This is a genomic window from Janthinobacterium sp. 1L-D-8-B-C4 (assembly GCF_057291295.1).
Genome location: NZ_JBXAVX010000018.1, coordinates 135,305 through 155,421, shown reverse-complemented (window position 1 = coordinate 155,421; position 20,117 = coordinate 135,305). Strand labels below are relative to the sequence as shown.

22 protein-coding genes are annotated in these 20,117 nt (G+C 63.5%); 11 read left to right on the top strand and 11 right to left on the bottom strand.

Annotated features, from left to right (window positions below):
* Positions 1-404 precede the first annotated feature (404 nt).
* Together AC0Z42_RS25850 and AC0Z42_RS25845 are read right to left on the bottom strand one after the other, a co-directional pair.
* The gene (locus AC0Z42_RS25850; RefSeq protein WP_485470936.1) at positions 405-1,106 is read right to left on the bottom strand and encodes an energy transducer TonB; all 702 of its coding nucleotides are present in this window, start codon (positions 1,104-1,106) and stop codon (positions 405-407) included.
* Between the two features lie 21 nt (positions 1,107-1,127).
* Complete coding sequence (locus AC0Z42_RS25845; protein WP_485470935.1) at positions 1,128-1,352, bottom strand: (2Fe-2S)-binding protein; 225 nt, start codon at positions 1,350-1,352, stop codon at positions 1,128-1,130.
* A 376-nt stretch (positions 1,353-1,728) separates the two neighbouring features.
* Between AC0Z42_RS25845 and AC0Z42_RS25840 the strand changes: the two genes are divergently transcribed.
* From AC0Z42_RS25840 to AC0Z42_RS25825, 4 genes are all read left to right on the top strand, one after another.
* Positions 1,729-2,004 carry a FeoA family protein gene (locus AC0Z42_RS25840; RefSeq protein ID WP_485470934.1) on the top strand — a complete coding sequence of 92 codons (276 nt, stop codon included), beginning with the start codon at positions 1,729-1,731 and terminating at the stop codon, positions 2,002-2,004.
* Positions 2,005-2,015: 11 nt separating this feature from the next.
* Entirely contained in the window at positions 2,016-3,917 is a 1,902-nt protein-coding gene (gene feoB / locus AC0Z42_RS25835; protein WP_485470933.1) for a ferrous iron transporter B, read from the top strand.
* Between the two features lie 10 nt (positions 3,918-3,927).
* Complete coding sequence (locus tag AC0Z42_RS25830; RefSeq protein ID WP_485470932.1) at positions 3,928-4,206, top strand: DUF6587 family protein; 279 nt, start codon at positions 3,928-3,930, stop codon at positions 4,204-4,206.
* Between the two features lie 65 nt (positions 4,207-4,271).
* Positions 4,272-4,436, top strand: coding sequence for a hypothetical protein (locus AC0Z42_RS25825; protein ID WP_485470931.1), 165 nt, complete (start codon positions 4,272-4,274; stop codon positions 4,434-4,436).
* Between the two features lie 29 nt (positions 4,437-4,465).
* On the opposite strand, the gene AC0Z42_RS25820 is transcribed toward AC0Z42_RS25825, so the two are convergent.
* Positions 4,466-5,386, bottom strand: a complete 921-nt coding sequence (locus tag AC0Z42_RS25820; protein ID WP_485470930.1) for an AraC family transcriptional regulator — start codon at positions 5,384-5,386, stop codon at positions 4,466-4,468.
* Positions 5,387-5,493: 107 nt separating this feature from the next.
* Between AC0Z42_RS25820 and AC0Z42_RS25815 the strand changes: the two genes are divergently transcribed.
* Positions 5,494-6,483 carry an oxidoreductase gene (locus AC0Z42_RS25815; protein ID WP_485470929.1) on the top strand — a complete coding sequence of 330 codons (990 nt, stop codon included), beginning with the start codon at positions 5,494-5,496 and terminating at the stop codon, positions 6,481-6,483.
* Here the strand turns inward: AC0Z42_RS25815 and nagZ are convergent, their stop codons facing one another.
* The 4 genes from nagZ to AC0Z42_RS25795 all read right to left on the bottom strand — a co-directional run bounded on the left by nagZ (position 6,484) and on the right by AC0Z42_RS25795 (position 11,852).
* Positions 6,484-8,025, bottom strand: a complete 1,542-nt coding sequence (gene nagZ, locus AC0Z42_RS25810) for a beta-N-acetylhexosaminidase (protein WP_485470928.1) — start codon at positions 8,023-8,025, stop codon at positions 6,484-6,486.
* 87 nt (positions 8,026-8,112) lie between these two features.
* On the bottom strand, positions 8,113-9,723 hold the full coding sequence (locus tag AC0Z42_RS25805; RefSeq protein ID WP_485470927.1) for an FMN-binding glutamate synthase family protein: 1,611 nt from the start codon (positions 9,721-9,723) through the stop codon (positions 8,113-8,115).
* Positions 9,724-9,813: 90 nt separating this feature from the next.
* Positions 9,814-10,800 carry a M48 family metallopeptidase gene (locus tag AC0Z42_RS25800; RefSeq protein WP_485470926.1) on the bottom strand — a complete coding sequence of 329 codons (987 nt, stop codon included), beginning with the start codon at positions 10,798-10,800 and terminating at the stop codon, positions 9,814-9,816.
* Positions 10,800-11,852: a YjgN family protein gene (locus AC0Z42_RS25795; RefSeq protein WP_485470925.1), complete on the bottom strand. Its 1,053-nt coding sequence runs from the start codon at positions 11,850-11,852 to the stop codon at positions 10,800-10,802. Before AC0Z42_RS25795 ends, AC0Z42_RS25800 begins: the two co-directional genes overlap by 1 nt.
* A 165-nt stretch (positions 11,853-12,017) precedes the next feature.
* Between AC0Z42_RS25795 and AC0Z42_RS25790 the strand changes: the two genes are divergently transcribed.
* Genes AC0Z42_RS25790 through AC0Z42_RS25780 form a run of 3 tightly spaced genes read left to right on the top strand, consistent with a single transcriptional unit; the run spans position 12,018 to position 13,974 of the window.
* Positions 12,018-12,689 carry a glutathione S-transferase gene (locus AC0Z42_RS25790; protein WP_485470924.1) on the top strand — a complete coding sequence of 224 codons (672 nt, stop codon included), beginning with the start codon at positions 12,018-12,020 and terminating at the stop codon, positions 12,687-12,689.
* 60 nt (positions 12,690-12,749) lie between these two features.
* Entirely contained in the window at positions 12,750-13,523 is a 774-nt protein-coding gene (locus AC0Z42_RS25785) for a 5'-3' exonuclease (RefSeq protein ID WP_485470923.1), read from the top strand.
* A gap of 40 nt (positions 13,524-13,563) precedes the next feature.
* A complete protein-coding gene (locus AC0Z42_RS25780) occupies positions 13,564-13,974 on the top strand; it encodes a response regulator (RefSeq protein ID WP_485470943.1) in 411 nt (136 codons plus the stop codon).
* Here AC0Z42_RS25780 and AC0Z42_RS25775 read toward each other — a convergent pair.
* From AC0Z42_RS25775 to AC0Z42_RS25765, 3 genes are read right to left on the bottom strand one after another with little or no spacing between them, the layout of a single operon-like run.
* Positions 13,971-14,117 (bottom strand): hypothetical protein, encoded by a 147-nt coding sequence (locus AC0Z42_RS25775; protein WP_485470922.1) that lies wholly within the window; start codon positions 14,115-14,117, stop codon positions 13,971-13,973. The two genes, AC0Z42_RS25780 and AC0Z42_RS25775, sit on opposite strands and share 4 nt — an antisense overlap.
* Before the next feature lie 23 nt (positions 14,118-14,140).
* Entirely contained in the window at positions 14,141-15,256 is a 1,116-nt protein-coding gene (gene mnmA, locus AC0Z42_RS25770) for a tRNA 2-thiouridine(34) synthase MnmA (protein WP_485470921.1), read from the bottom strand.
* Between the two features lie 28 nt (positions 15,257-15,284).
* Positions 15,285-15,764, bottom strand: a complete 480-nt coding sequence (locus AC0Z42_RS25765) for an NUDIX hydrolase (RefSeq protein WP_485470920.1) — start codon at positions 15,762-15,764, stop codon at positions 15,285-15,287.
* Between the two features lie 398 nt (positions 15,765-16,162).
* Here AC0Z42_RS25765 and AC0Z42_RS25760 point away from each other — a divergent pair, with 398 nt between their 5' ends.
* From AC0Z42_RS25760 to AC0Z42_RS25750, 3 genes are read left to right on the top strand one after another with little or no spacing between them, the layout of a single operon-like run.
* Positions 16,163-17,275, top strand: coding sequence for a Re/Si-specific NAD(P)(+) transhydrogenase subunit alpha (locus AC0Z42_RS25760; protein WP_485470919.1), 1,113 nt, complete (start codon positions 16,163-16,165; stop codon positions 17,273-17,275).
* A gap of 31 nt (positions 17,276-17,306) precedes the next feature.
* Positions 17,307-17,621, top strand: a complete 315-nt coding sequence (locus AC0Z42_RS25755; RefSeq protein ID WP_485470918.1) for an NAD(P) transhydrogenase subunit alpha part 2 — start codon at positions 17,307-17,309, stop codon at positions 17,619-17,621.
* A complete protein-coding gene (locus tag AC0Z42_RS25750; protein ID WP_485470917.1) occupies positions 17,618-19,072 on the top strand; it encodes an NAD(P)(+) transhydrogenase (Re/Si-specific) subunit beta in 1,455 nt (484 codons plus the stop codon). The genes AC0Z42_RS25755 and AC0Z42_RS25750 overlap by 4 nt, the downstream gene beginning before the upstream one ends.
* A gap of 7 nt (positions 19,073-19,079) precedes the next feature.
* On the opposite strand, the gene AC0Z42_RS25745 is transcribed toward AC0Z42_RS25750, so the two are convergent.
* Complete coding sequence (locus tag AC0Z42_RS25745; RefSeq protein ID WP_485470916.1) at positions 19,080-20,027, bottom strand: GGDEF domain-containing protein; 948 nt, start codon at positions 20,025-20,027, stop codon at positions 19,080-19,082.
* Positions 20,028-20,117: the final 90 nt, after the last annotated feature.

The window sequence follows — 20,117 nt, the reverse complement described above, 5'->3', positions numbered from 1 at the left end:
GCTGGATAACGTCCAGTTTGAATTGCATACTGTACTTTGCCATAAAAAACCCCGAAAGTTTGTGTCCAACTTTCGGGGGGCAGTTCAGAGACGCGCGCCTGAGAAAATGCCGATGGCGGCGTTGCAGCTCCTCGCCGTACATGCGTACTGTCTTCGTCGCTGCGCCTTGCCCTCGGCATTTTTCAGGCTCGCTTGGCCCGGTGAGCCTGTGCCGGAGACTGGAGTTTCAATACGCTTTACTGGTGTTCCGGTGTTCTGGCCCAAAAAAAAGTCTGCCGGGCCCGGGGATGTAGGCTGGCAGACTCAACAAGCAAATCGCTTGATTAAAAAAGGGCGTGAAAAAGCAAGCAGGGCACACGGTGCGATGCTTGCGTGGCTGGCGGCGGCGCGCGGGCCGCAGGAGGCTAGCTCAGCTGGAAGGTCAGCGGTACCAGCACATACACCGGTACCGGTTTGCCGTTTTCGATCATGGGCTTGAACAGGGCGCGCATGGCGGCCTGGCGGCCCGCTTCATCGAGGTTGCTGTAGCCGGTCGACTTGTGCACCAGGATTTGCTCGGGCAGGCCTTTTTCATTGATCAGGATGCGCAGCACCACGGTGCCGCTCTCGCCCAGGCGACGTGACATATTCGGGTAGACCAGTTGCGGCGCCTTGATGTATTCGACGCTGCTGACGGTGCGCGGCGCCGACGGCGCCGGTGGCGATGGTGCTGGCGTCGAAGGCGCGGCCGGCGCGCTGGTCGCTACCGGCGCCGCTTCGGCGCGGCTCGGTTGCGGCGGCGTGATGGTCGGCTCGCTTGGCGCCACGGCGATCAGCGGCAGCGGTGGAATCACGGCACGCGGCATGGGCGCGCTCAGTTCCACCGTCTTCGGTACGGATGGTGCCGGTGGCTTGGGCGGTGCCGGTGGCGCGATGATGCTGACGGTCATGATGGCCGGCATCGCTGCGCTCACCACGCGGCTCAGCAGGCCGCTCTGGATGGCGTAGAAAGCGGCGACGTGCAGCACGAGGATGAGCGCCAGTGGCACGAATTTGCTGCGCTTCTTCTCGAAGACGGCAAATTGTTCCACAGCCTGCACCGTAATGGGCGGGGGCATCATCGTCATGGCGTTCATCGCTTTCTGGTTTTAATTGGTAAAGGCCGGGACCTCGGTGCGCGAGATCACGGTTTCACGCAAGGCAGCGGTTGCATCGAGATGGGTGCTCAGTACTTCGCGCGCGCAGCTATGGCATTTGCCGCAACAGGTGGCCACGCCCAGGTCACGGCGCAGCTCGGCCATGGAGGACAGGCCGAGGTCGACGGCTTGACGGATTTCACGATCAGATATGTTGTTGCAGACACATACAATCATTGATGCACCTTCTGGCTAAATTCACAGGAAAACACAAGGGAAGAAAGTAGTCTCATCCGATATTGTTGCCATCGTTTTAATGAGAATCATTATCATTACGTTTCAATTGTCTCGCAAAGACGTTAACTTTGCAAGCGATTTGATGTGCGGACTTGATCGCGGCGGGGCACGCCACTCGCGCCCCTGGCCGCTTGCAGGGCATGGCACTGCCTTTGATCAGTGGCCATCGTGGGGCTAAATAAAAACAATTCGCATTCGTGCTTATAATGCTGGTATTGTCTCGGACGGTCGGCGCCTGCCCTTTTTTTTCAGGCCCGGTTGTCGGCATTTCACAACATATGCGTGAGATGCCCTACTACTTGAACGGAATTTGCTCATGACTCTAGTTCCACCCCTGATGACGCTTGACGCGCTGGCAGTCGGCCAGAGCGGCACGGTGTTGCATATCACGCCCTTGCCGGCGGACCAGATGGAAGACGGCGTCGACCTTGCGCGCCGATTGATGGAACTGGGATTCGTGCCCGGCGAAAAGATCCGCATGCTCAAGCGCGGCCTGCCCGGTGGCGATCCGCTCGCCATCCGCGTGGGCAATGCCACGTTCGCACTGCGCCGCTTTGAAGCGGCGCTGATCACGATTCAACCGCTGACCTGACCGGAACTACCATGGGTGCCGTAGAAAACATCACCGGTGCGGGCTTGCACAAGCCGACGCACCAGCCACAAATCGCCCTCCTGGGCAATCCGAACTGCGGCAAGACCGCCCTGTTCAACCGATTGACGGGCTCGCGCCAGAAAGTGGCGAACTACGCCGGCGTGACCATCGAGCGCAAGGAAGGTCATTTCACGTCGCCGGCCGGTCAACCTGTGCGCGTGCTCGACCTGCCGGGTGCCTACAGCCTGTCGCCGACCACCCCCGATGAAGCCATCACACGCGACGTCGTCGGCGGCCTGCGCCCGGGCGATCCGCGGCCGGACGCCATCATCTGCGTGGTCGACGCCACCAATTTGCGCCTCAATCTGCGCCTGGTGCTCGAAGTCAAGCGCCTGGGCCTGCCGATGCTGCTGTCGCTGAACATGACCGACGTGGCCAAGAAGCGCGGCATGCTGATCGACGTGGCCAGGCTGTCGCAGGAGCTGGGCATGCCGGTGGTCGAGACCATCGCGGTGCAGCACGACGGCGAAAAAGCGCTGCTGGCTGCCATCGACGCCATGCTGCCGCTGCCGCCGGCCGATCCGCAGCCGTTATCAAGTATCGACAGCGTGTCGGTCGAAGAGACCCAGCGCGAAGTGCGCCGCATCCTGGCCGCCGTCAGCAATGACGCCGCCGACAGCGGCAACCTGACCGAAAAAATCGACAACGTGGTGCTGCACCCGGTGTTCGGCCCGATCATCCTGGCCGTGCTGATGTTTTTGATCTTCCAGGCCGTCTTTACCTGGGCCGCCACGCCGATGGAAATGATTACTGGCGGCGTCGAGCATCTGGGCGCCTTCTTGACGGCCAGCATGCCCGATGGCCATCTGAAAAGCCTGCTGGTCGAAGGCGTGATCGGCGGCGTCGGCAGCGTGCTGGTGTTCCTGCCGCAGATTCTGATCCTGTTCTTCTTCATCCTCAGCCTGGAAGACTGCGGCTACCTGCCGCGCGCGGCCTTTTTGCTCGACCGCATGATGGGCGGCGTGGGCCTGTCGGGCCGCGCCTTCATTCCGCTCCTGTCGAGCTTTGCCTGCGCGATTCCCGGCGTGATGGCGGCGCGCACCATCCAGAATCCGCGCGACCGCCTGGTCACCATCATGATCGCGCCGTTGATGACATGCTCGGCGCGCCTGCCGGTGTATGCGCTGATCATCGCCGCCTTCATTCCCGAGCAGCAGGTATGGGGCGTGCTCAGCCTGCAGGGACTGGTATTGTTTACGCTGTACTTTGCCGGCATCATTTCGGCCATGGCCGTGGCCTGGGTCATGAAGCGCAGCATGGGCAGCAAGACCAAGCAGGCCTTGCTGCTGGAACTGCCCAGCTATCACTGGCCGCATTTGCGCAACCTGGGCGTCAGCCTGTGGGAACGCGCGAAGATTTTTCTCACGCGCGTCGGCACCATCATCCTGACCCTGATGATTATCCTGTGGTTCCTCAGTACTTTTCCCGGCCCGCCGGACAACGCCATCCATCCGCCGATCTACTACAGCCTGGCCGGCATCCTGGGCCGCGGCCTGGAAGTGATCTTCGCGCCGATCGGCTTCAACTGGCAGATCTGCATCGCGCTGGTGCCAGGCATGGCCGCGCGTGAAGTGGCCGTCGGCGCCCTCGGCACCGTCTACGCGCTGTCGCAAAGCGGCGACGCGCTCGCTTCGACCCTGGAGCCTTTGATCGCCCATTCGTGGTCGATGGCCACCGCCTTGTCGCTGCTGGCCTGGTATGTATTCGCGCCACAGTGCCTGTCGACCCTGAGTGTGGTCAAGCGCGAAACGGGTGGCTGGCGCTATCCGCTGCTGATGGCCGGCTACATGTTTGCGCTGGCCTACGGCGCCTCGTTCATCACTTATCGCGTCGCCCTGCTGCTGGGCGCCTGAGGAGAGTCTCATGTGGCAAACCGTTATCGTCGCCCTGATCGTCGCAGCCGCGCTGCTGCACTTTTCGACCAAATACCTGCCGGCGGGCGCGCGCCGCGCCATCGTGCGTGGCCTGGTGCGCTGCGGCCTGAATGAAGAAAAGATGGCGCAGGTGTTCAAGGTTGCGCCTGGCTGCGGCAGCGGCTGCGGTTCCTGCGGCTCCTGCGATACACCGGCGCCGCCAGCGGACACGCCTGGCGGCAGCGGCGACGGCAAACAGCGCGTCATCATGATGCAGGTGCGGCGTTAAACCTTGATCGATGGTGGCGCTGGCGCTACTATTGCTTTATCGACGCAGTGTAAGGGGAACGACAAATGGCGATACTGTTGATGTTCATGTTCCTGTTTGCGCTTGCCACCTGGTTCCTGGCCAGCCGGCGTGGACGCCACGGCGGCCTGTGGTTCGGCATCGGCCTGTTCCTGGGGCCGTTTGCCTTGCTGGCGGTGGCGACCTTGCCGACGGTGCCACCGGCTGGCTGAATGACAAAAACCCGCAGTTGCGGGTTTTTTTACGCCTGCGCGCCTGCGTGTTGCTGCCGGTACTGGCGCGGCGAGCACGCCATCAGGCGCTTGAAGGCGTGGCTGAAGGCGCTGTCCGACTCGTAGCCCAGCGCCTGCGCAATCGACGTGATGCTGGCAGCGCTGTCCTTCAGGCGGCGCGTGGCCAGGCGCATGCGCCAGCGCAGCAAATATTCCAGCGGCGCGACACCCACCCGTGTCTTGAAATGCAGGGCGAATGCCGAGCGTGACTGCGTGGCGACGGCGGCCAGTTGCGCCAGGGTCCAGCGCCGCGCCGGCTGCGCATGCATCGCTTCGATGGCGGCGCGCAGCCTGGGGTCGGCCAGCGCAAACAGCCAGCCTGCCGGCTGCGTGGTCTGCGCCGCCAGGTACTGGCGCAAGACCTGCAGCAGCATCATGTGGCCCAGGTGGCGCGTCATCAGCGCGGCGCCGGGCGCGGTGGCCTGCAGTTCCTGCGCCAGGCGCTGCAAGGTCCAGTGCAGCACGCCGGCCTGGTCGGTATTGGCGCGTACATGGATCAGCGGCGGCAGGCAGTCGAGCAGGATGGACGCTTCCTCGCCAAACGCAAAGCGCCCGCCGATCAGGAAAAAATCCTTCTCGCCGGCGCCATGACTGGCCACGCCGCGCTCGGCATGGCGGTACACCTGCAGCGCGTCGGCCGGCGGCCAGCCCGGCGTGCTGGCCAGGGTAAAAGCACGTCCCGGCGCCAGCAGGAAGCAGTCGCCGGTGTGCAACTGCAGCGCGTCATCGACGCCTTCGACACTGAGCCAGCAACTGCCCTCGCGCACGGCGTTGAACTTGATGCCGTCGGGCGGAGGGAAGGTGATCGCCCACTCGCCGCCGGCGCGCAGCCCGGCAAAGTGCGAGCTGCGCGTGTCGAACAGCGACAGTACCTCGGACAGCAAATCCATGATAACCCCAGTTTTGGACGATGGCGACAGAATCGCGGATTTTACTGCATTCCTGGTCCAGGCCGCAGCGCGCACAATCGGTTTTCACCCATCACGACCAGACAGCCATGACATACACCATCACCCTTCAAACTCCCTTGCGCTCCGGTTTCGGCGCGCGCACCACGGCCGCCGAAGCGCTGGCCGGACGCGATTTGTCCGGCCTGAACGCGATTGTCACGGGCGGCTATTCCGGCCTGGGCCTGGAAACGGTGCGCGTGCTGGCCGGCGCCGGCGCCCGCGTCACCGTGCCAAGCCGCGACCTGGCACAGGCGCGGCTGGCGCTGCAGGGCATTGCCGGCGTCGACATCGCGGCACTGGACCTGCTCGATCCCCAATCGATCGACGCCTTCGCCAGCGCTTTTCTGGCCACCGGTGCGCCGCTGCACATGCTGGTCAACAGCGCCGGCGTGATGGCCTCGCCCCTGCGGCGCGACGCGCGCGGCTACGAGGCGCAGTTCGCCACCAATCACCTGGGCCATTTTCAATTGACGGCGCGCTTGTGGCCGGCGCTGCGGCGGGCGAATGGCGCGCGCGTGGTGTCGGTATCGTCGCGCGGCCATGTGATTGCGCCCATCGATTTGCTCGATCCGAATTTCTTGCAGCGCCCCTACGACAAATGGCAGGCGTATGCGCAGTCGAAAAACGCCAACGCGCTGTTCGCGGTGGAACTCGATCGTCTCGGCGCCGCGCACGGCGTGCGGGCGTTCTCGCTGCATCCCGGTTCCATCCTGACGCCACTGGCGCGCCATATGGACCTGGAAGACTTGCGCCGGGTCGGTGCGCTCGATGAGCACAACCGCGTCAATCCGCCGCCGGAGTCTAACTTCAAGAGCGTGGAAGAGGGCGCGGCAACAGCCGTCTGGTGCGCCACCAGTGCCCAGCTCGACGGACATGGCGGCGTGTATTGCGAGGATTGCGATATCGCCGCCCTGATGGCCGACGACGGTATTGGAGCGGGCGTGCGTCGCAGCGCCGTCGATCCGCAACTGGCGCGCCAGCTATGGGCGCTCAGCGAGCAGATGACGGGCGTGGCCTTCGATCCTGCTGTGGCGTAATCAGGCCTTGCTGGCCAGTTTGTCCACCACCGGCGCCAGCGCCGCCGGGCGGCAGCCAAACGCCGCCAGGCGGCCTTGCGCTTGCGGCGCCAGGTCCAGGTCGTACGGCAGGCGCCCGGCCACCAGCCATAGCTTGTCGTGCGGCAGGGCGCCAACGAGGCGGCGCTGGCCGTCGACGAACAGGGCGTTATAGGTTTGCAGCACGATCTGCTGCGCGCCCTGCGCAAAGGCGATGGCGGCGTCGACTTCACCGGGCAGCGCCTCGGCGGACAAGGCAAACTCGCGCACTTCCAGGCCGGCGTCCAGCAGGGCCGGCAGCATCGAGCTGCGCGCTTCCTGGTTGCGGCCCAGCGCCACTTCGTCGATCTCGCTGCGCGAGCGCACTTCGACCGTGATCAGGGTCACCGGCAGGCTGGCGGCTAGCGGGCGATATGCGCCTTGCACGCGCAGCGCCGCCTGCTGCACTTGCCGTGCCAATGCCATCGCTTCGGGCTGCATCAGCGCCGGTGGCGTGACGGCGCGCTCTTGCCAGTCGCGCACGGCGTGCACCCGCTTGAGCTGCTGCACGCGCGCGTGCGCTTCATCGATGCGCGCGATGGGAATCGCGCCGCTTTCCACCGCCGCCAGCACCGCCTCGATGGCCGCCTGCTGCTGCGCTTCGCGGTGCGAGATCAGCACGATGTCGGCGCCGGCCTGCAAGGTGGCAATCGCGCCCTGCGTAATGCCGATGCCATCGGCAATCGCCGCCATTTCCAGGCAGTCGGAAATTACCACGCCGTCATACCCCATCTCGCCGCGCAGCAAATCGGTCAGCACGCCTTTTGACAAGGTGGCTGGCACATTGGTATCGGCCTCGAAGGCGGGAAACACCACGTGCGCCGTCATGATGGCGTCAACGCCCGCTGCGATCGCGGCGCGAAACGGCGCCAGCTCCACCGCGTGCAGTCGAGCCTTGTCGTGGGGCACCAGCGCCATCGCGTAATGCGTGTCGGTGGCCGTGTCGCCATGGCCGGGGAAATGCTTGGCGGTCACCGCCATGCCGGTCGATTGCTGGCCGCGCATGGCCGCCATGCCGTAGTCGATGACGGTGGCGGCGTCTTCGCCATACGCGCGCACGCCGATCACCGGGTTGCTGCGGTTGTTGTTCACGTCGAGCACGGGCGCGAGCAGCATGTTGATGCCGACCTGGCGCATCTCGTCGCCGCTGACCTGGTTCAGGCGTTCGCAATCAATCACCGAGCCGGCCGCCTGGAAGGCCATCGCGGCGGGAATCGGTGTCACGCCCTGCTCGATGCGCATTACCATGCCGCCTTCCTGGTCGATCGAGATCAACAGGGGAATATCCGAGACCTCCGCATTGATCTGCTGCAGTTCGCGGCACAGCTTTGACACCTGCTGTGGCGTGTGCACATTGCGGCGAAACAGGATCACGCCGCCGACCTTCTGCTGCCGGATCAGGGTCTTGATATGGTCATTCGCTTCCAGGGCGTCGAAGCCCACCATGAACAGCTGTCCTATTTTCTCGCGCAAGCCCTGCTCCATTGCCACTCTCCGGTCGTTATGATGGTACGTCGTCTGCCTGGTATTGTATTGGATCCAAAGAAAAGGGCAAGTGGTTTCTAATTGGTATTAGTCCAGCGACTTGAACGATTCCGCCTGCGCCTTCGGCCAGTACAGCCCGAAGACGGGCGGCAGCTTCGGCAACTGGTCCGGGTCGAGCAACTGGCCCGGCTCCAGGAAGGGCAGCAGGGCCGAGGCCAGGCGCACCTGGTTGGGAGAAATGCGCCGCACCAGATGATGCGGGCGCAGTTCCTGCGGATGGGCCAGGCCGGCGGCGGCGATCAGCTCGGCCAGCGCCTTCAGGGTGTTCTGGTGGAAGTGGGCCACCCGTTCGATCTTGTCGGGCACCACCAGCGCGCGCTGGCGCTGCGGGTCCTGGGTGGCGACGCCGGTCGGGCAGCGGTCGGTATGGCAGCTTTGCGACTGGATGCAGCCCAGCGCGAACATGAAGCCGCGCGCCGAATTGCACCAGTCGGCGCCCAGCGCCAGCAGGCGCGCGATGTCAAACGCCGTAATGATCTTGCCCGAGCAGCCGATCTTGATTTTCTCGCGCAGGTTGGCGCCAACCAGCGTGTTATGCACCAGCACCAGCGCTTCCTGCAAGGGCGTACCGACATGGTCGGTAAATTCCAGCGGCGCCGCACCGGTGCCGCCTTCGCTGCCGTCGACGACGATGAAGTCGGGCGTGATGCCGGTCGCCAGCATGGCTTTGACGATGCCGAAAAATTCCCACGGGTGGCCGATGGCCAGCTTGAAGCCGGTCGGCTTGCCGCCGGACAGATTGCGCAGGCGCTCGATAAAGTGCAGCATCTCGATCGGCGTGGAAAAGGCGCTGTGGGCAGCCGGCGAGATGCAGTCCTCGCCCACCGCCACGCCGCGCGTGACGGCAATTTCAATCGTCACTTTCGGCCCGGGCAGCACGCCGCCGTGACCGGGCTTGGCGCCCTGCGACATCTTCAGCTCGATCATTTTTACCTGTTCCGAGCTGGCGTTGGCGATAAAGCGTTCTTCCGAAAACGTGCCGTCGGGATTGCGGCAGCCGAAGTAGCCGGAGCCGATTTCCCACACCAGGTCGCCGCCATTGGCGCGGTGGTGGGGGCTGATGCTGCCTTCGCCCGTATCGTGCATGAAGCCGCCGCGGCGCGCGCCGCCGTTCAGCGCCAGGATGGCGTTGGCCGACAGCGCGCCAAAGCTCATCGCCGAGATATTGAACACGCTGGCCGAATACGGCCGCGCGCGCGGGCAATCGGGATGGTTGCCGATCTCGATGCGGAAGTCATGGCCGGTGACGACGGCCGGCGCGATCGAATGGTTGATCCATTCATAGCCTGCTTGATAGACGTCAAGCTGGGTGCCGAACGGGCGCTTGTCGGTTTCCTGCTTTGCCCGCTGGTAGACGATGCTGCGCTGGTTGCGCGAGAACGGCGTGGCCTCGCTGTCGCTTTCGAGAAAATACTGGCGGATCTCGGGTCGCACGCTTTCAAAGGTATAGCGGAAATGCGCAAGAATGGGGTAGTTGCGGCGCAGCGCGTGCTTCGTTTGCAGCAGGTCGCTGATGCCCAGCAAGGTCAGCGCGCCGGCCAGCAGCGGCAGCCAGTAATGATCGTAGAAGAACAGGGACAGAACAAGGATGGCTGCCGACGCAATCAGGGTCAGGTAGCGGATGGAAACAAGGGGCATGGACACTCCGGTAAGATCGTTCTAGCCGCAGAGTGTACCGGTGAATTGAAAAGGCCGTGGCGGTGGCTGCCGCCACGGCGGGGGCCACGCTTATTGCGCGGCGCGGATACGTGCCACGCGCTCGGCGCTGGCAGGATGGCTCGACAGATACGACGTGCCATGGTCAAGCTTGCCGAGCGCCACGAACACCTGCGCCAGGTGCTCCAGCGCGATGCCGTTATGGCGCAGCATGGCGATCGCATAATCGTCGGCCTCGCGCTCGACGTCGCGCGAATACTTCAGGTCCAGCAGCAGCGGCGGCAGGGTCGCCACCACCGTCGAGACGTCGCCGAACAGCAGCGCCGCGCCGGCGCCGACGGCCGAGGTCTGGATAATGCGCCGCGTCAGGTGGCGCCGCTGCAGGTGGCCCAGTTCATGCGCCAGCACGCCCATGATGGCCAGGTCGTCGGGCATCAGTTCCACCATCTCGTCGGTCAGCACGATGTCGCCCGAGGGCAGGGCGAAGGCGTTCGGGCCGATCTTGCTTTTGCGGAAAACGATGTGGTGTTCCAGCCGGCTGCCGTCCGGCGTGGCCAGGCGGTCGAACTGCGCGCGCAGGGCGTCCTGGCGCGCTTGCCCGAGCTTGCTGGGGTCGAATACATGGCTGTCGAGCATGTCGAGCACGCCCTGGCCCAGCTGGCGCTCGACCGCCGGTGGCAGCGCGTAGGCCAGGCCCTTGGCGGCCAGCGGCAGAACGTACTGGTAGCACAGGAACAGCGCCAGCACGGTGGCCAGCAGGGCCAGCAGCGTGGCGCGCCAGCTTTGCTGCAGCCGCACCACCAGGCTGTCGCGGTGGCCGCTGGTGTAAAGCAGCTCGTTGAAGGCCGCCTGGTCGGTAATTTCCAGGTAGGCGCCATCGGGAAAGCTGACCTTGCGCACGGCGTGACTGGTGCGCTCGGATACATGCAACTGCGCCAAAGGGCAGCGCCGCTCTATGTCGCCGGCCAGCACCGCCTGGCCCTCGTGCACGGCGAGCGTGACGTGGTACAGGCGCGAAGTCTGGCCGTCGAAGTAGCGCGCGGAGACAGATTCGGCCATTACATCGACAGGTCGAAGTCCAGCAGGTCGACCACGCCTTCGCCGGTGGCCGATACTTGCTGGCCGGTGGCGGCAACGAATTCATCGAGGCTGCCGTGCGCCAGCAGCGCGGTCGCTTCCAGGCGGTATTTCAGCCAGCGCACCTGGGCGAATGGCGTAAACAGGCCCAGGGTCACCACGATGCCCAGCAGGTTGGTCAGCATGATGAAGGTGGTGCGGCCCCAGGTCAGTTGCGAGGCGAACTGGTGCTGCTGCAATCGCGTATGGTTCCAGATCAGGTTCTGGATCATGGTCAGGAACAGCGGCAGCACCAGGAACATCCACAGATAGATGGCGCCAATGGCCAGCAGCAGGCCGCCGATCTTGGACGGGTCGCTGGCGTTGGTGGCAAACGAGGCGATCACGCTGCCGACACCGAGCACGATCAGCACCACCAGGCCGGCAATGAAGATCGCGACGAACAGCAGATAGGTCTTGTAGAAGCTGCCGACGCTGGCGTCAAAGCCGAAATGACTGTTGCCAAAGCGGCTTTCCGTGTGTTGGAAGCGCTTCATGCGCTGGTGCAGGAACGGCGTCAGCAGGCCCAGGGTGAACGCGTTCAGGATCGGCAGCAGCAGGAAGTACAGATACGCCTGCTTGGCGCTGCCGCCAAAGCCGAAGCGGATGCCGCGGTAGCTGGTGTTGTACAGCTTGAACTGCAGGCTTTTCCAGACCAGCCAGGGCAGGATGGCGGCCATCAGCACGAACATGATCAGACCGATGACAGGCGATACCTGAAAGGCGAGGTTGTAGCCGGCGATCAGCACCACGGCGGCGATGCGGCCCTTCAAAATGGCAATCGCGTTGCCATGGTATTCGAAGCTGCTGCCGGCAAGGTGAGTGCTGGAATAGAAATAGCGGTTGCGGCGCACCTTGGCCCAGGCCGAATAAATGCCCAGGGTGACGATGCTCAGCAGCAGGTTGACGATCCAGATGCGAAAGTATTCGCTGCCGGTGGCGCTGAAGGTAATCGCTTCACGCTTGATGCGTGGCTGTTGGTTGTCGATATCCACGTGGATGATCCTTGCAATTAAAGAATAAGCAAGATGATGGATATACAAGATGTTGTCAATTGAAATATTGTTCGTGCGCAATAAAATCGTGCCGTGCAGCCGTGCGCGGCGGCGATGGCCACCGGCGGCTATACTGGCCCTTACTCTATTGCTGACGGGAATACCATGATCGTTGTCCACCATCTCAATAATTCGCGCTCGCAGCGCGTGCTGTGGCTGCTCGAAGAGCTGGGCCTCGAATACGAGGTCAAGCGCTACCAGCGCGACCCGAAAACCATGCTGGCGCCGGCCGCCCTGAAGGCCGTGCACCCGCTGGGCAAGTCGCCCGTGATCACCGACGGCGCCAATACGGTGGCCGAATCGGGCGCCATCATCGAATACCTGGTCGAACGCTACGGCAATGGCCGCCTGGTGCCGGCCGCCGGTTCGCCTGAAAAGCTGCGCTATACCTACTGGCTGCACTTCGCCGAAGGCTCGGCCATGTCGCCACTGCTGATGAAGCTGGTGTTCGACAAGGTAGAATCGGGCCCGATGCCGTTTTTCGCGAAGCCGATCGCGCGCGGCATTGCGCAAAAAGTGAAGTCCACCTTTGTGCAGCCGAATATCGACAACCAGCTGGCGTATATGGAAGCGGAGCTGGACAAGAACAAATGGTTTGCCGGCAATGAATTTTCCGCCGCCGACATCCAGATGAGCTTTCCGCTGGAAGCGGCGGCCTCGCGCGCGGGCCTCGACGCGCGCCTGCCGAAACTGACGGCGTTCTTGCAGCGCATCCATGCGCGGCCGGCGTATCAACGGGCGTTGGAGCGCGGCGGACCGTACGACTACGCCAAGTAATCGGTATTCCCGGGCCACGCTACGGTAAAATGATCGATTCAACCAGCATCAACCTACCGCATGGCCCGACTCCTCGCTATCGACGGCTTGAATATCGTACGCCGCGTCTACGAAGCCAGTCCTGAACCCGATTCCGACCTGAAGGCGGAGATCGCGCTGCGCCATGCGCTGTCGTCGTTCCGCACCCTGATCAACGACCACGAGCCGACGCATATCCTGGCCGCCTTCGACTATGGCGGCCCGACCTGGCGCCACGCCCTGTATGCGGGCTACCGCGAAGGGCGCCAGCCGATGCCGCAGGTGCTGCGCGACGCCTTGCCCGGCTTTTACGCCACCCTGGCCGGCTTCGGCGTGCGCGTGGTCAGCATTCCCGAAGTGGAAGCGGACGACGTGATCGGCACGGCCGTCATGCGCTGGCTGCAGGAAGGCCGCGGCGCGGCGGTGATCGCCACCACCGACAAGGATCTGCACGGCCTGATCGCGCACGGCGCGCTGGTGTGGGACCACTTCAAGTGCGCCTGGCACGACCACGCCTGGGTCGAGAAGAAATTCGGCGTGCCGCCCGAACTGCTGCCCGACCTGCTGGCGCTGATGGGCGACGTCACCGATTCGATCCCCGGCGTGGCAAAAATCGGCCTGAAAACCGGCGCCAAACTGTTGCGCGCCTACGGCAATATCGACGCCGTGATGGCCGGCGCCGGCATTTTGCCCGGGGCGCTCGGTGAAAGCCTGCGGAAAGAGCGCGAAATACTGTATCTTTCAAGAAAGCTCGTCGAACTGAAAACCGACGTCAAGCTGGGTGTCACATGGAATATGCTGGCGTGGGAAAAGTAATCGCGGGCCAGGCAACAATCAAGCAAGGGAAGTAATCATGATGTTAAAGGCAGTCCTGATCGATAGCAGCGCCGTGGCGCGCGGCCTGCTCAATACGGTCCTGACCGATGGCGGCTACGACGTGTGTGGCCAGGGCCATACCAGCGCGCTGGGCCTGGCGCTGCTGGTCAAGCATCGCCCGCACTTCGTGTGCATCGCGCGCGAGCAGGTCGAAGACGGCAGCGACGTGGTGCGGGCCATTCGCGAACAGTTTCCGAAAACGCTGATCTTCATGGTCTCGGGCGGCATCGACGCCGCTTCGCTGCAGCAGGCGCACGCGATGGGCGTGTCCGGCTTTATCGTCAAACCGTTCATGGCCGACACGGTCCTGAAAACCGTGAGAAATACCGTGATTGCGATGGTGCGCAAGCAGCAGGCATTGGCTGCTGCCGCGCAAGCGTCAGGCGCTTAATTACTCAGGTAATACAGCGCCTGGCCAAACGATTTACCGACCTGCAGCAGGAAATACGCGGTGGCGCCCAGCAGCAAGCTGGCCTGCAGGAACACCGGCAGCGTGTTCCATGCGGCGGTGAGGCGGGACGTCAATTTGCGCATCGGTGTATCCTTTCAAACGTTGATCAAGGCAGCCCCGTGGCGCTGGCAATAATCCCGCCGCCCAGGCATACGTCGCCGTCGTACAACACGGCCGACTGGCCGGGCGTGACCGCCCACTGCGCCTGGTCGAAGGCCAGGCCGAACAGCTCATTCCCGCTTGGCAGCAGCTGGCAGGCCACGTCGGCCTGGCGGTAGCGCGTTTTTGCCGACAGGGCGCCCGCCTGCGGCGCCACGCCCGCGATCCAGCTGGCCTGGTCGGCCGACAGGGCCGGCGACAGCAGCCACGGATGGTCATGGCCCTGCACCACGTACAGGGTGTTGTTGACGATATCCTTGCGCGCCACATACCAGGCGTCGCTGCTGCCGTCGGCGTTCTGGTACGACTTCACGCCGCCGATGCCGATGCCCTTGCGCTGGCCCAGGGTATAGAAACTCAGGCCCACGTGTTCGCCCACGGTCTTGCCGTCGGCGGTCTTCATCGGGCCCGGCTTGTACGACAGGTAGCGGTTCAAGAATTCGCGGAACGGGCGCTCGCCGATAAAGCAGATGCCGGTCGAATCCTTCTTCTGCGCGTTCGGCAGCGCCAGTTTTTCGGCGATCTTGCGCACTTCCGTCTTCGGGATTTCACCGAGGGGAAACAGGGTCTTCGACAACTGCGCCTGGTTCAGGCGGTGCAGGAAATAACTCTGGTCCTTGCTGGCGTCGACCGCTTTCATCAGCTCGTAGCGCGATGCATCCGTTGGCGCCTGGCGCACGCGCGCATAGTGGCCGGTGGCGATCAGGTCGGCGCCCAGGGTCATCGCGTGGTCGAGGAAGGCCTTGAACTTGATTTCGGCGTTGCACAGCACGTCCGGGTTCGGCGTGCGGCCGGCCTGATATTCGCGCAGGAAATCGGCGAAGACGCGGTCCTTGTATTCGGCGGCAAAATTGACGGCCTCGATATCGACGCCAATCACGTCGGCCACGCTGGCCGCGTCGATCCAGTCCTGGCGCGTCGAGCAGTATTCCGAATCGTCGTCGTCTTCCCAGTTTTTCATGAACAGGCCGATCACTTCATAGCCCTGTTCCTTCAGCATCCACGCGGCGACCGAGGAATCGACCCCGCCGGACATGCCGATCACGACTTTCTTCTTGCTCATCTTGCTTTCCAATATCCTTGAATAATCGCTATGCGCTGTTGAATACAGACGCATGCGTGTGCAGCAGTGCCAGCGGCGCGCGCCGGCCTTCCAGATATTCGTCGACGCATTGCAGCACCAGCGGGCTGCGATGGCGGTCCTGGCAGGCCGCCAGTTCATCGCGCGTCAGCCACATGGTGCGGATGATGCCTTCGTCGAGCGGGCGGTCATGCTCGGCGCCGGCGGTGCCGCAAAAGGTAAAGCGCAAATACGTGACGTCTTCGCCCGTGCGCACCGACTGGTAGCGCGACATGTACATGCCGACCAGGCCGGTGGGGATGAAATCGTAAGCCGCTTCTTCCAGCGTTTCGCGTATCACCGCCTGCTCCAGCGACTCGAACGGGTCGAGGTGGCCGGCCGGTTGATTGATCTTGATGCCCTCGCTGGTCTCTTCTTCAATCAGTAAAAACAGGCCGTCGCGCTCGACGATGGCGGCAACGGTGACAGAGGGTTTCCAGATTCTCGGCATGATCCATCCTTGAAAGAGCCGACATTTTATCTTGTTCTGCGCGCGCGGTTTGAACCCGGCTTGCTTTGCGCCGACATATTGATAAAAGACAACGTTTTTGCAAATAACAGGGGGAGGCACTTACATCGTGCCGGTGGCGCGCACTAGCATGGGCGAGGTTGACGGCCAGGCACCCGGTGCGCCCGTCAATATAGGCGCTCTGCGTGGTCAAAACAAGCGCGCACGCACGCTTTGATGTGGTGAAATTGTCACAAATTTCCGCAGCGGCCATGCAGACGCGGCAGGCGGCGGTGATCGGGGAATTAGTGCCGCACGCCTAGTAGTTGCTGCTTCACAAATGTTTACGGCCGCAGTTTACGTGTTAGATTCTAGTCAGTTTAATAATTTCTGGAGGCATCATGAGGATAGGCATACCGGCCGAAACGCGGCCCGGCGAAACCCGGGTCGCGGCCACGCCCGAGACCGTCAAGAAGCTGGCGGCCAGGCACCAGATCGTGGTGCAGGCCGGCGCCGGCCTGCAGGCGTCGATCCCCGACGAGGCCTACGCCGCCGCCGGTGCGCAGATCGGCAGCGCCCACGAAGCCTATGGCTGCGCCATCGTCCTCAAGGTGCGCGCCCCCGATGATGCCGAACGCGCCCTGATGGCTGCGGACACGGTGCTGATCGGCATGCTCAACCCGTTTGACGCCGGCAATATCGCCGCCATGGCGGCCGCTGGCCTGTCCGCGTTTGCGCTCGAGGCCGTGCCGCGCATCACGCGCGCGCAGTCGATGGACGTGCTGTCTTCGCAAGCCAATATCGCCGGCTACAAGGCGGTGCTGGTGGCGGCCAATACCTACCAGCGCTTCATGCCGATGCTGATGACGGCGGCCGGCACCGTCAAGGCGGCGCGCGTGCTGATCATGGGCGTCGGCGTGGCCGGCCTGCAGGCAATTGCCACCGCCAAGCGCCTGGGCGCCGTGATCGAAGCGTCCGACGTGCGCCCGCCCGTCAAGGAGCAGGTGGAGTCGCTGGGCGCCAAATTTCTCGACGTGCCTTTCCTCACCGACGAAGAAAAGGAAATCGCCAAGGGTTCGGGCGGCTATGCGCGCGCCATGCCGGCTGACTGGATGCGGCGCCAGGCCGAACTGGTGCACGAACGGGCAAAACTGGCCGACATCATCATCACCACCGCCTTGATCCCCGGCCGGGCCGCGCCGGTCCTGATCTCGGAAGAAACCGTGAAAGCCATGAAACCCGGTTCCGTGATCGTCGACCTGGCCGTCGAACAGGGCGGCAACTGCCCGCTGTCGGAACTGGGCAAGACGGTGGTGAAACACGGCGTATACATCGTCGGCGAACCGAACCTGGCGACCCTGGTGGCCGCCGATGCGTCGGCGCTGTATGCGCGCAACGTGCTCGATTTCCTGAAGCTGATCTTCGACAAGGACGACGCGCTGCTGATCGACCGCGAGGACGAGATCATCAAGGCCAGCCTGGTGTGTGCGGGCGGCGAAGTGCTGCGTAAATAAATAAAACAACCGACACCGGGAGAACGGCATCATGGATATCAGTCACACCATCACCAACCTTATCATCTTCGTGCTGGCCATTTACGTGGGCTACCACGTGGTCTGGACCGTCACGCCGGCGCTGCATACGCCGCTGATGGCCGTCACCAACGCCATTTCCGCCATCATTATCGTCGGCGCCATGCTGGCCGCCGGCCTCACGCAAGGCCCGCTGGCGCAGGCGGCCGGCACCCTGGCCGTGGCGCTGGCGGCGGTCAATGTGTTCGGCGGCTTCATGGTCACGCAGCGCATGCTGGAAATGTTCCGTAAAAAAGAACCGAAAGCCAAGCAAGGAGGCAAGGAATGAATTTCATCACCATGAACCAGGTGACGATGATGTACCTGATCGCCTCGGTATGCTTTATCCAGGCCCTGAAAGGGCTGTCCTCGCCGGCCACGGCGCGCCGCGGCAATGCCTTCGGCATTTCCGGCATGGCGATTGCCGCCGTCACCACCATTGCCCTGATATTGAAACTGAAGGAACAGCAGACCGGCGGCATGGGCCTGACGCTGGTCATCATCGGCATCGTGACCGGCGGCGCGATTGGCGCCTACCTAGCGAAAACCGTCGAAATGACGAAGATGCCGGAACTGGTGGCGGCCATGCATTCGCTGATTGGTCTCGCGGCCGTGTGCATTGCGGTGGCGGCCGTGTCGGAGCCGTGGGCCTTCAATATCGCCGAACAGGGCCAGGCGCTGCCGATCGGTAACCGCTTCGAGCTGTTTATCGGCACCTTTGTCGGCGCCATCACGTTTTCCGGTTCGGTCATTGCGTTTGGCAAGCTGTCGGGCAAATACAAGTTTCGCCTGTTCCAGGGCGCGCCGGTCAGCTTCAAGGGCCAGCACCTGCTTAACCTGGTGCTGGCGCTGGTCATGGTGGGCCTTGGCCTGGCGTTCTGCTTTGCCGATGGCGTCGAGCCGGCCTGGACGCCGTTCGTCATCATGGCCGTCATCGCCTTTGCGCTGGGCGTGCTGATCATCATCCCGATCGGCGGCGCCGACATGCCGGTGGTGGTCTCGATGCTCAACAGCTATTCGGGCTGGGCCGCGGCCGGCATCGGCTTTTCGCTGAATAACTCGATGCTGATCATCGCCGGCTCCCTGGTGGGTTCCTCGGGCGCGATTCTGTCGTACATCATGTGCAAGGCCATGAACCGCTCGTTCTTCAACGTGATCCTGGGTGGCTTCGGCGGCGATGCGCCGGCGGCGGGAGTGGCCGGCGCGCAGGAACAGCGGCCCGTGAAAGCGGGGTCGGCCGACGACGCCGCCTTTATCATGGGCAATGCGGAAACCGTGATCATCGTGCCCGGCTATGGCCTGGCCGTGGCACGCGCCCAGCATTCGCTCAAAGAGCTGGTGGAAAAGCTGACCCACAAGGGCGTCACCGTCAAGTATGCGATCCACCCGGTGGCCGGGCGCATGCCGGGCCACATGAACGTGCTGCTGGCCGAAGCTGAAGTGCCATACGACCAGGTGTTCGAGATGGAAGACATCAACGGCGAATTCGGCCAGACCGACGTGGTGCTGGTGCTGGGCGCGAACGACGTGGTGAACCCGGCGGCGAAAGATCCGAAGTCGCCGATCGCCGGCATGCCGATCCTGGAAGCGTACAAGGCCAAGAGCATTATCGTCAACAAGCGCTCGATGGCCTCCGGCTATGCGGGCCTGGACAATGAGCTGTTCTACCAGGCCAACACGATGATGGTGTTTGGCGACGCAAAAAAGGTCATCGAGGACATGCTCAAGGCGGTCGAATAAAGGTAGTCTACGCGGCCGCGACCACCTGGTTGCGGCCCTGGTGCTTGGCCTGGTACAAGGCGCGGTCGGCGTCCGACATGGCCGCGTCGAGCGTCGCCCCCAAAGCCAGGCTGGCCACGCCGATGCTCATCGTCACATGCAGCACCGTGCCGTCGGGCAGAGGCGTGGCGGCGGCGGCCACCGCTGCGCGAATGCGTTCGGCCACCTTGCGCGCCTGCGCCAAAGTGGCATCGGGGAACAGCAGGCCGAATTCCTCGCCGCCCAGGCGCGCGCAGACATCGGTCACGCGGCCCGCCTCGCGCAGTACCTGGGCCACCGTGCGCAGCACGGCGTCGCCCACGGCATGGCCATGGCGGTCGTTGATTCTCTTGAAATGATCGAGGTCGGCCACGCCGACCGCCAGCGCGCCGCTGCCGCTACGTGCCACGCGCGCCATCGCCTGACCGGCCTGTGCTTCATAGGCGCGCCGGTTCGGCAGGGATGTCAGCGCATCGCACAGCGCCTGCTGTTCCAGTTGCGCCAGCAGGCTGGCATTTTTTTGCGCCAGCTCGCGCCGTTCGCGCACATCGAGCAGAAAAGCGCCGAAGTAGCGCATGCCGTCGACCATGCCCAGGTCCATGGCTTTCATTTCGATCGGGATCATCCGTGCATCGCGGTGGCGGATGGCGAACTCGCGGATTTTACCGAGCACGCTGGAGGTGCGCGAGCTGCGGATATAGGCCATCACCAGATTGTCATGCTGCGCCGCCACCGCGTCGGGCAGCAGGCCGTTCAGGGCCTGGCCCAGCAATTCTCCGCTGGCATAGCCCGACAGTGCCTGCATGGCGCCATTGATATAGCAGATGCGGCATTGCTCGTCGATGATGATGACGGCGTCGAACGCATCTTCCAGCAGGCGGGAATACAGCACTTCGGGAAGAGCGGCAGGGCGAACTGCGGGCAAGGCATCTGTCATGGTACGAGGATCCGGTTGACCCCCATTGTCGCATCGACCGCCGGTTTACTCCATGCCAGAGTTGCCGTATGTTACTTTTTCGCCCGTGCC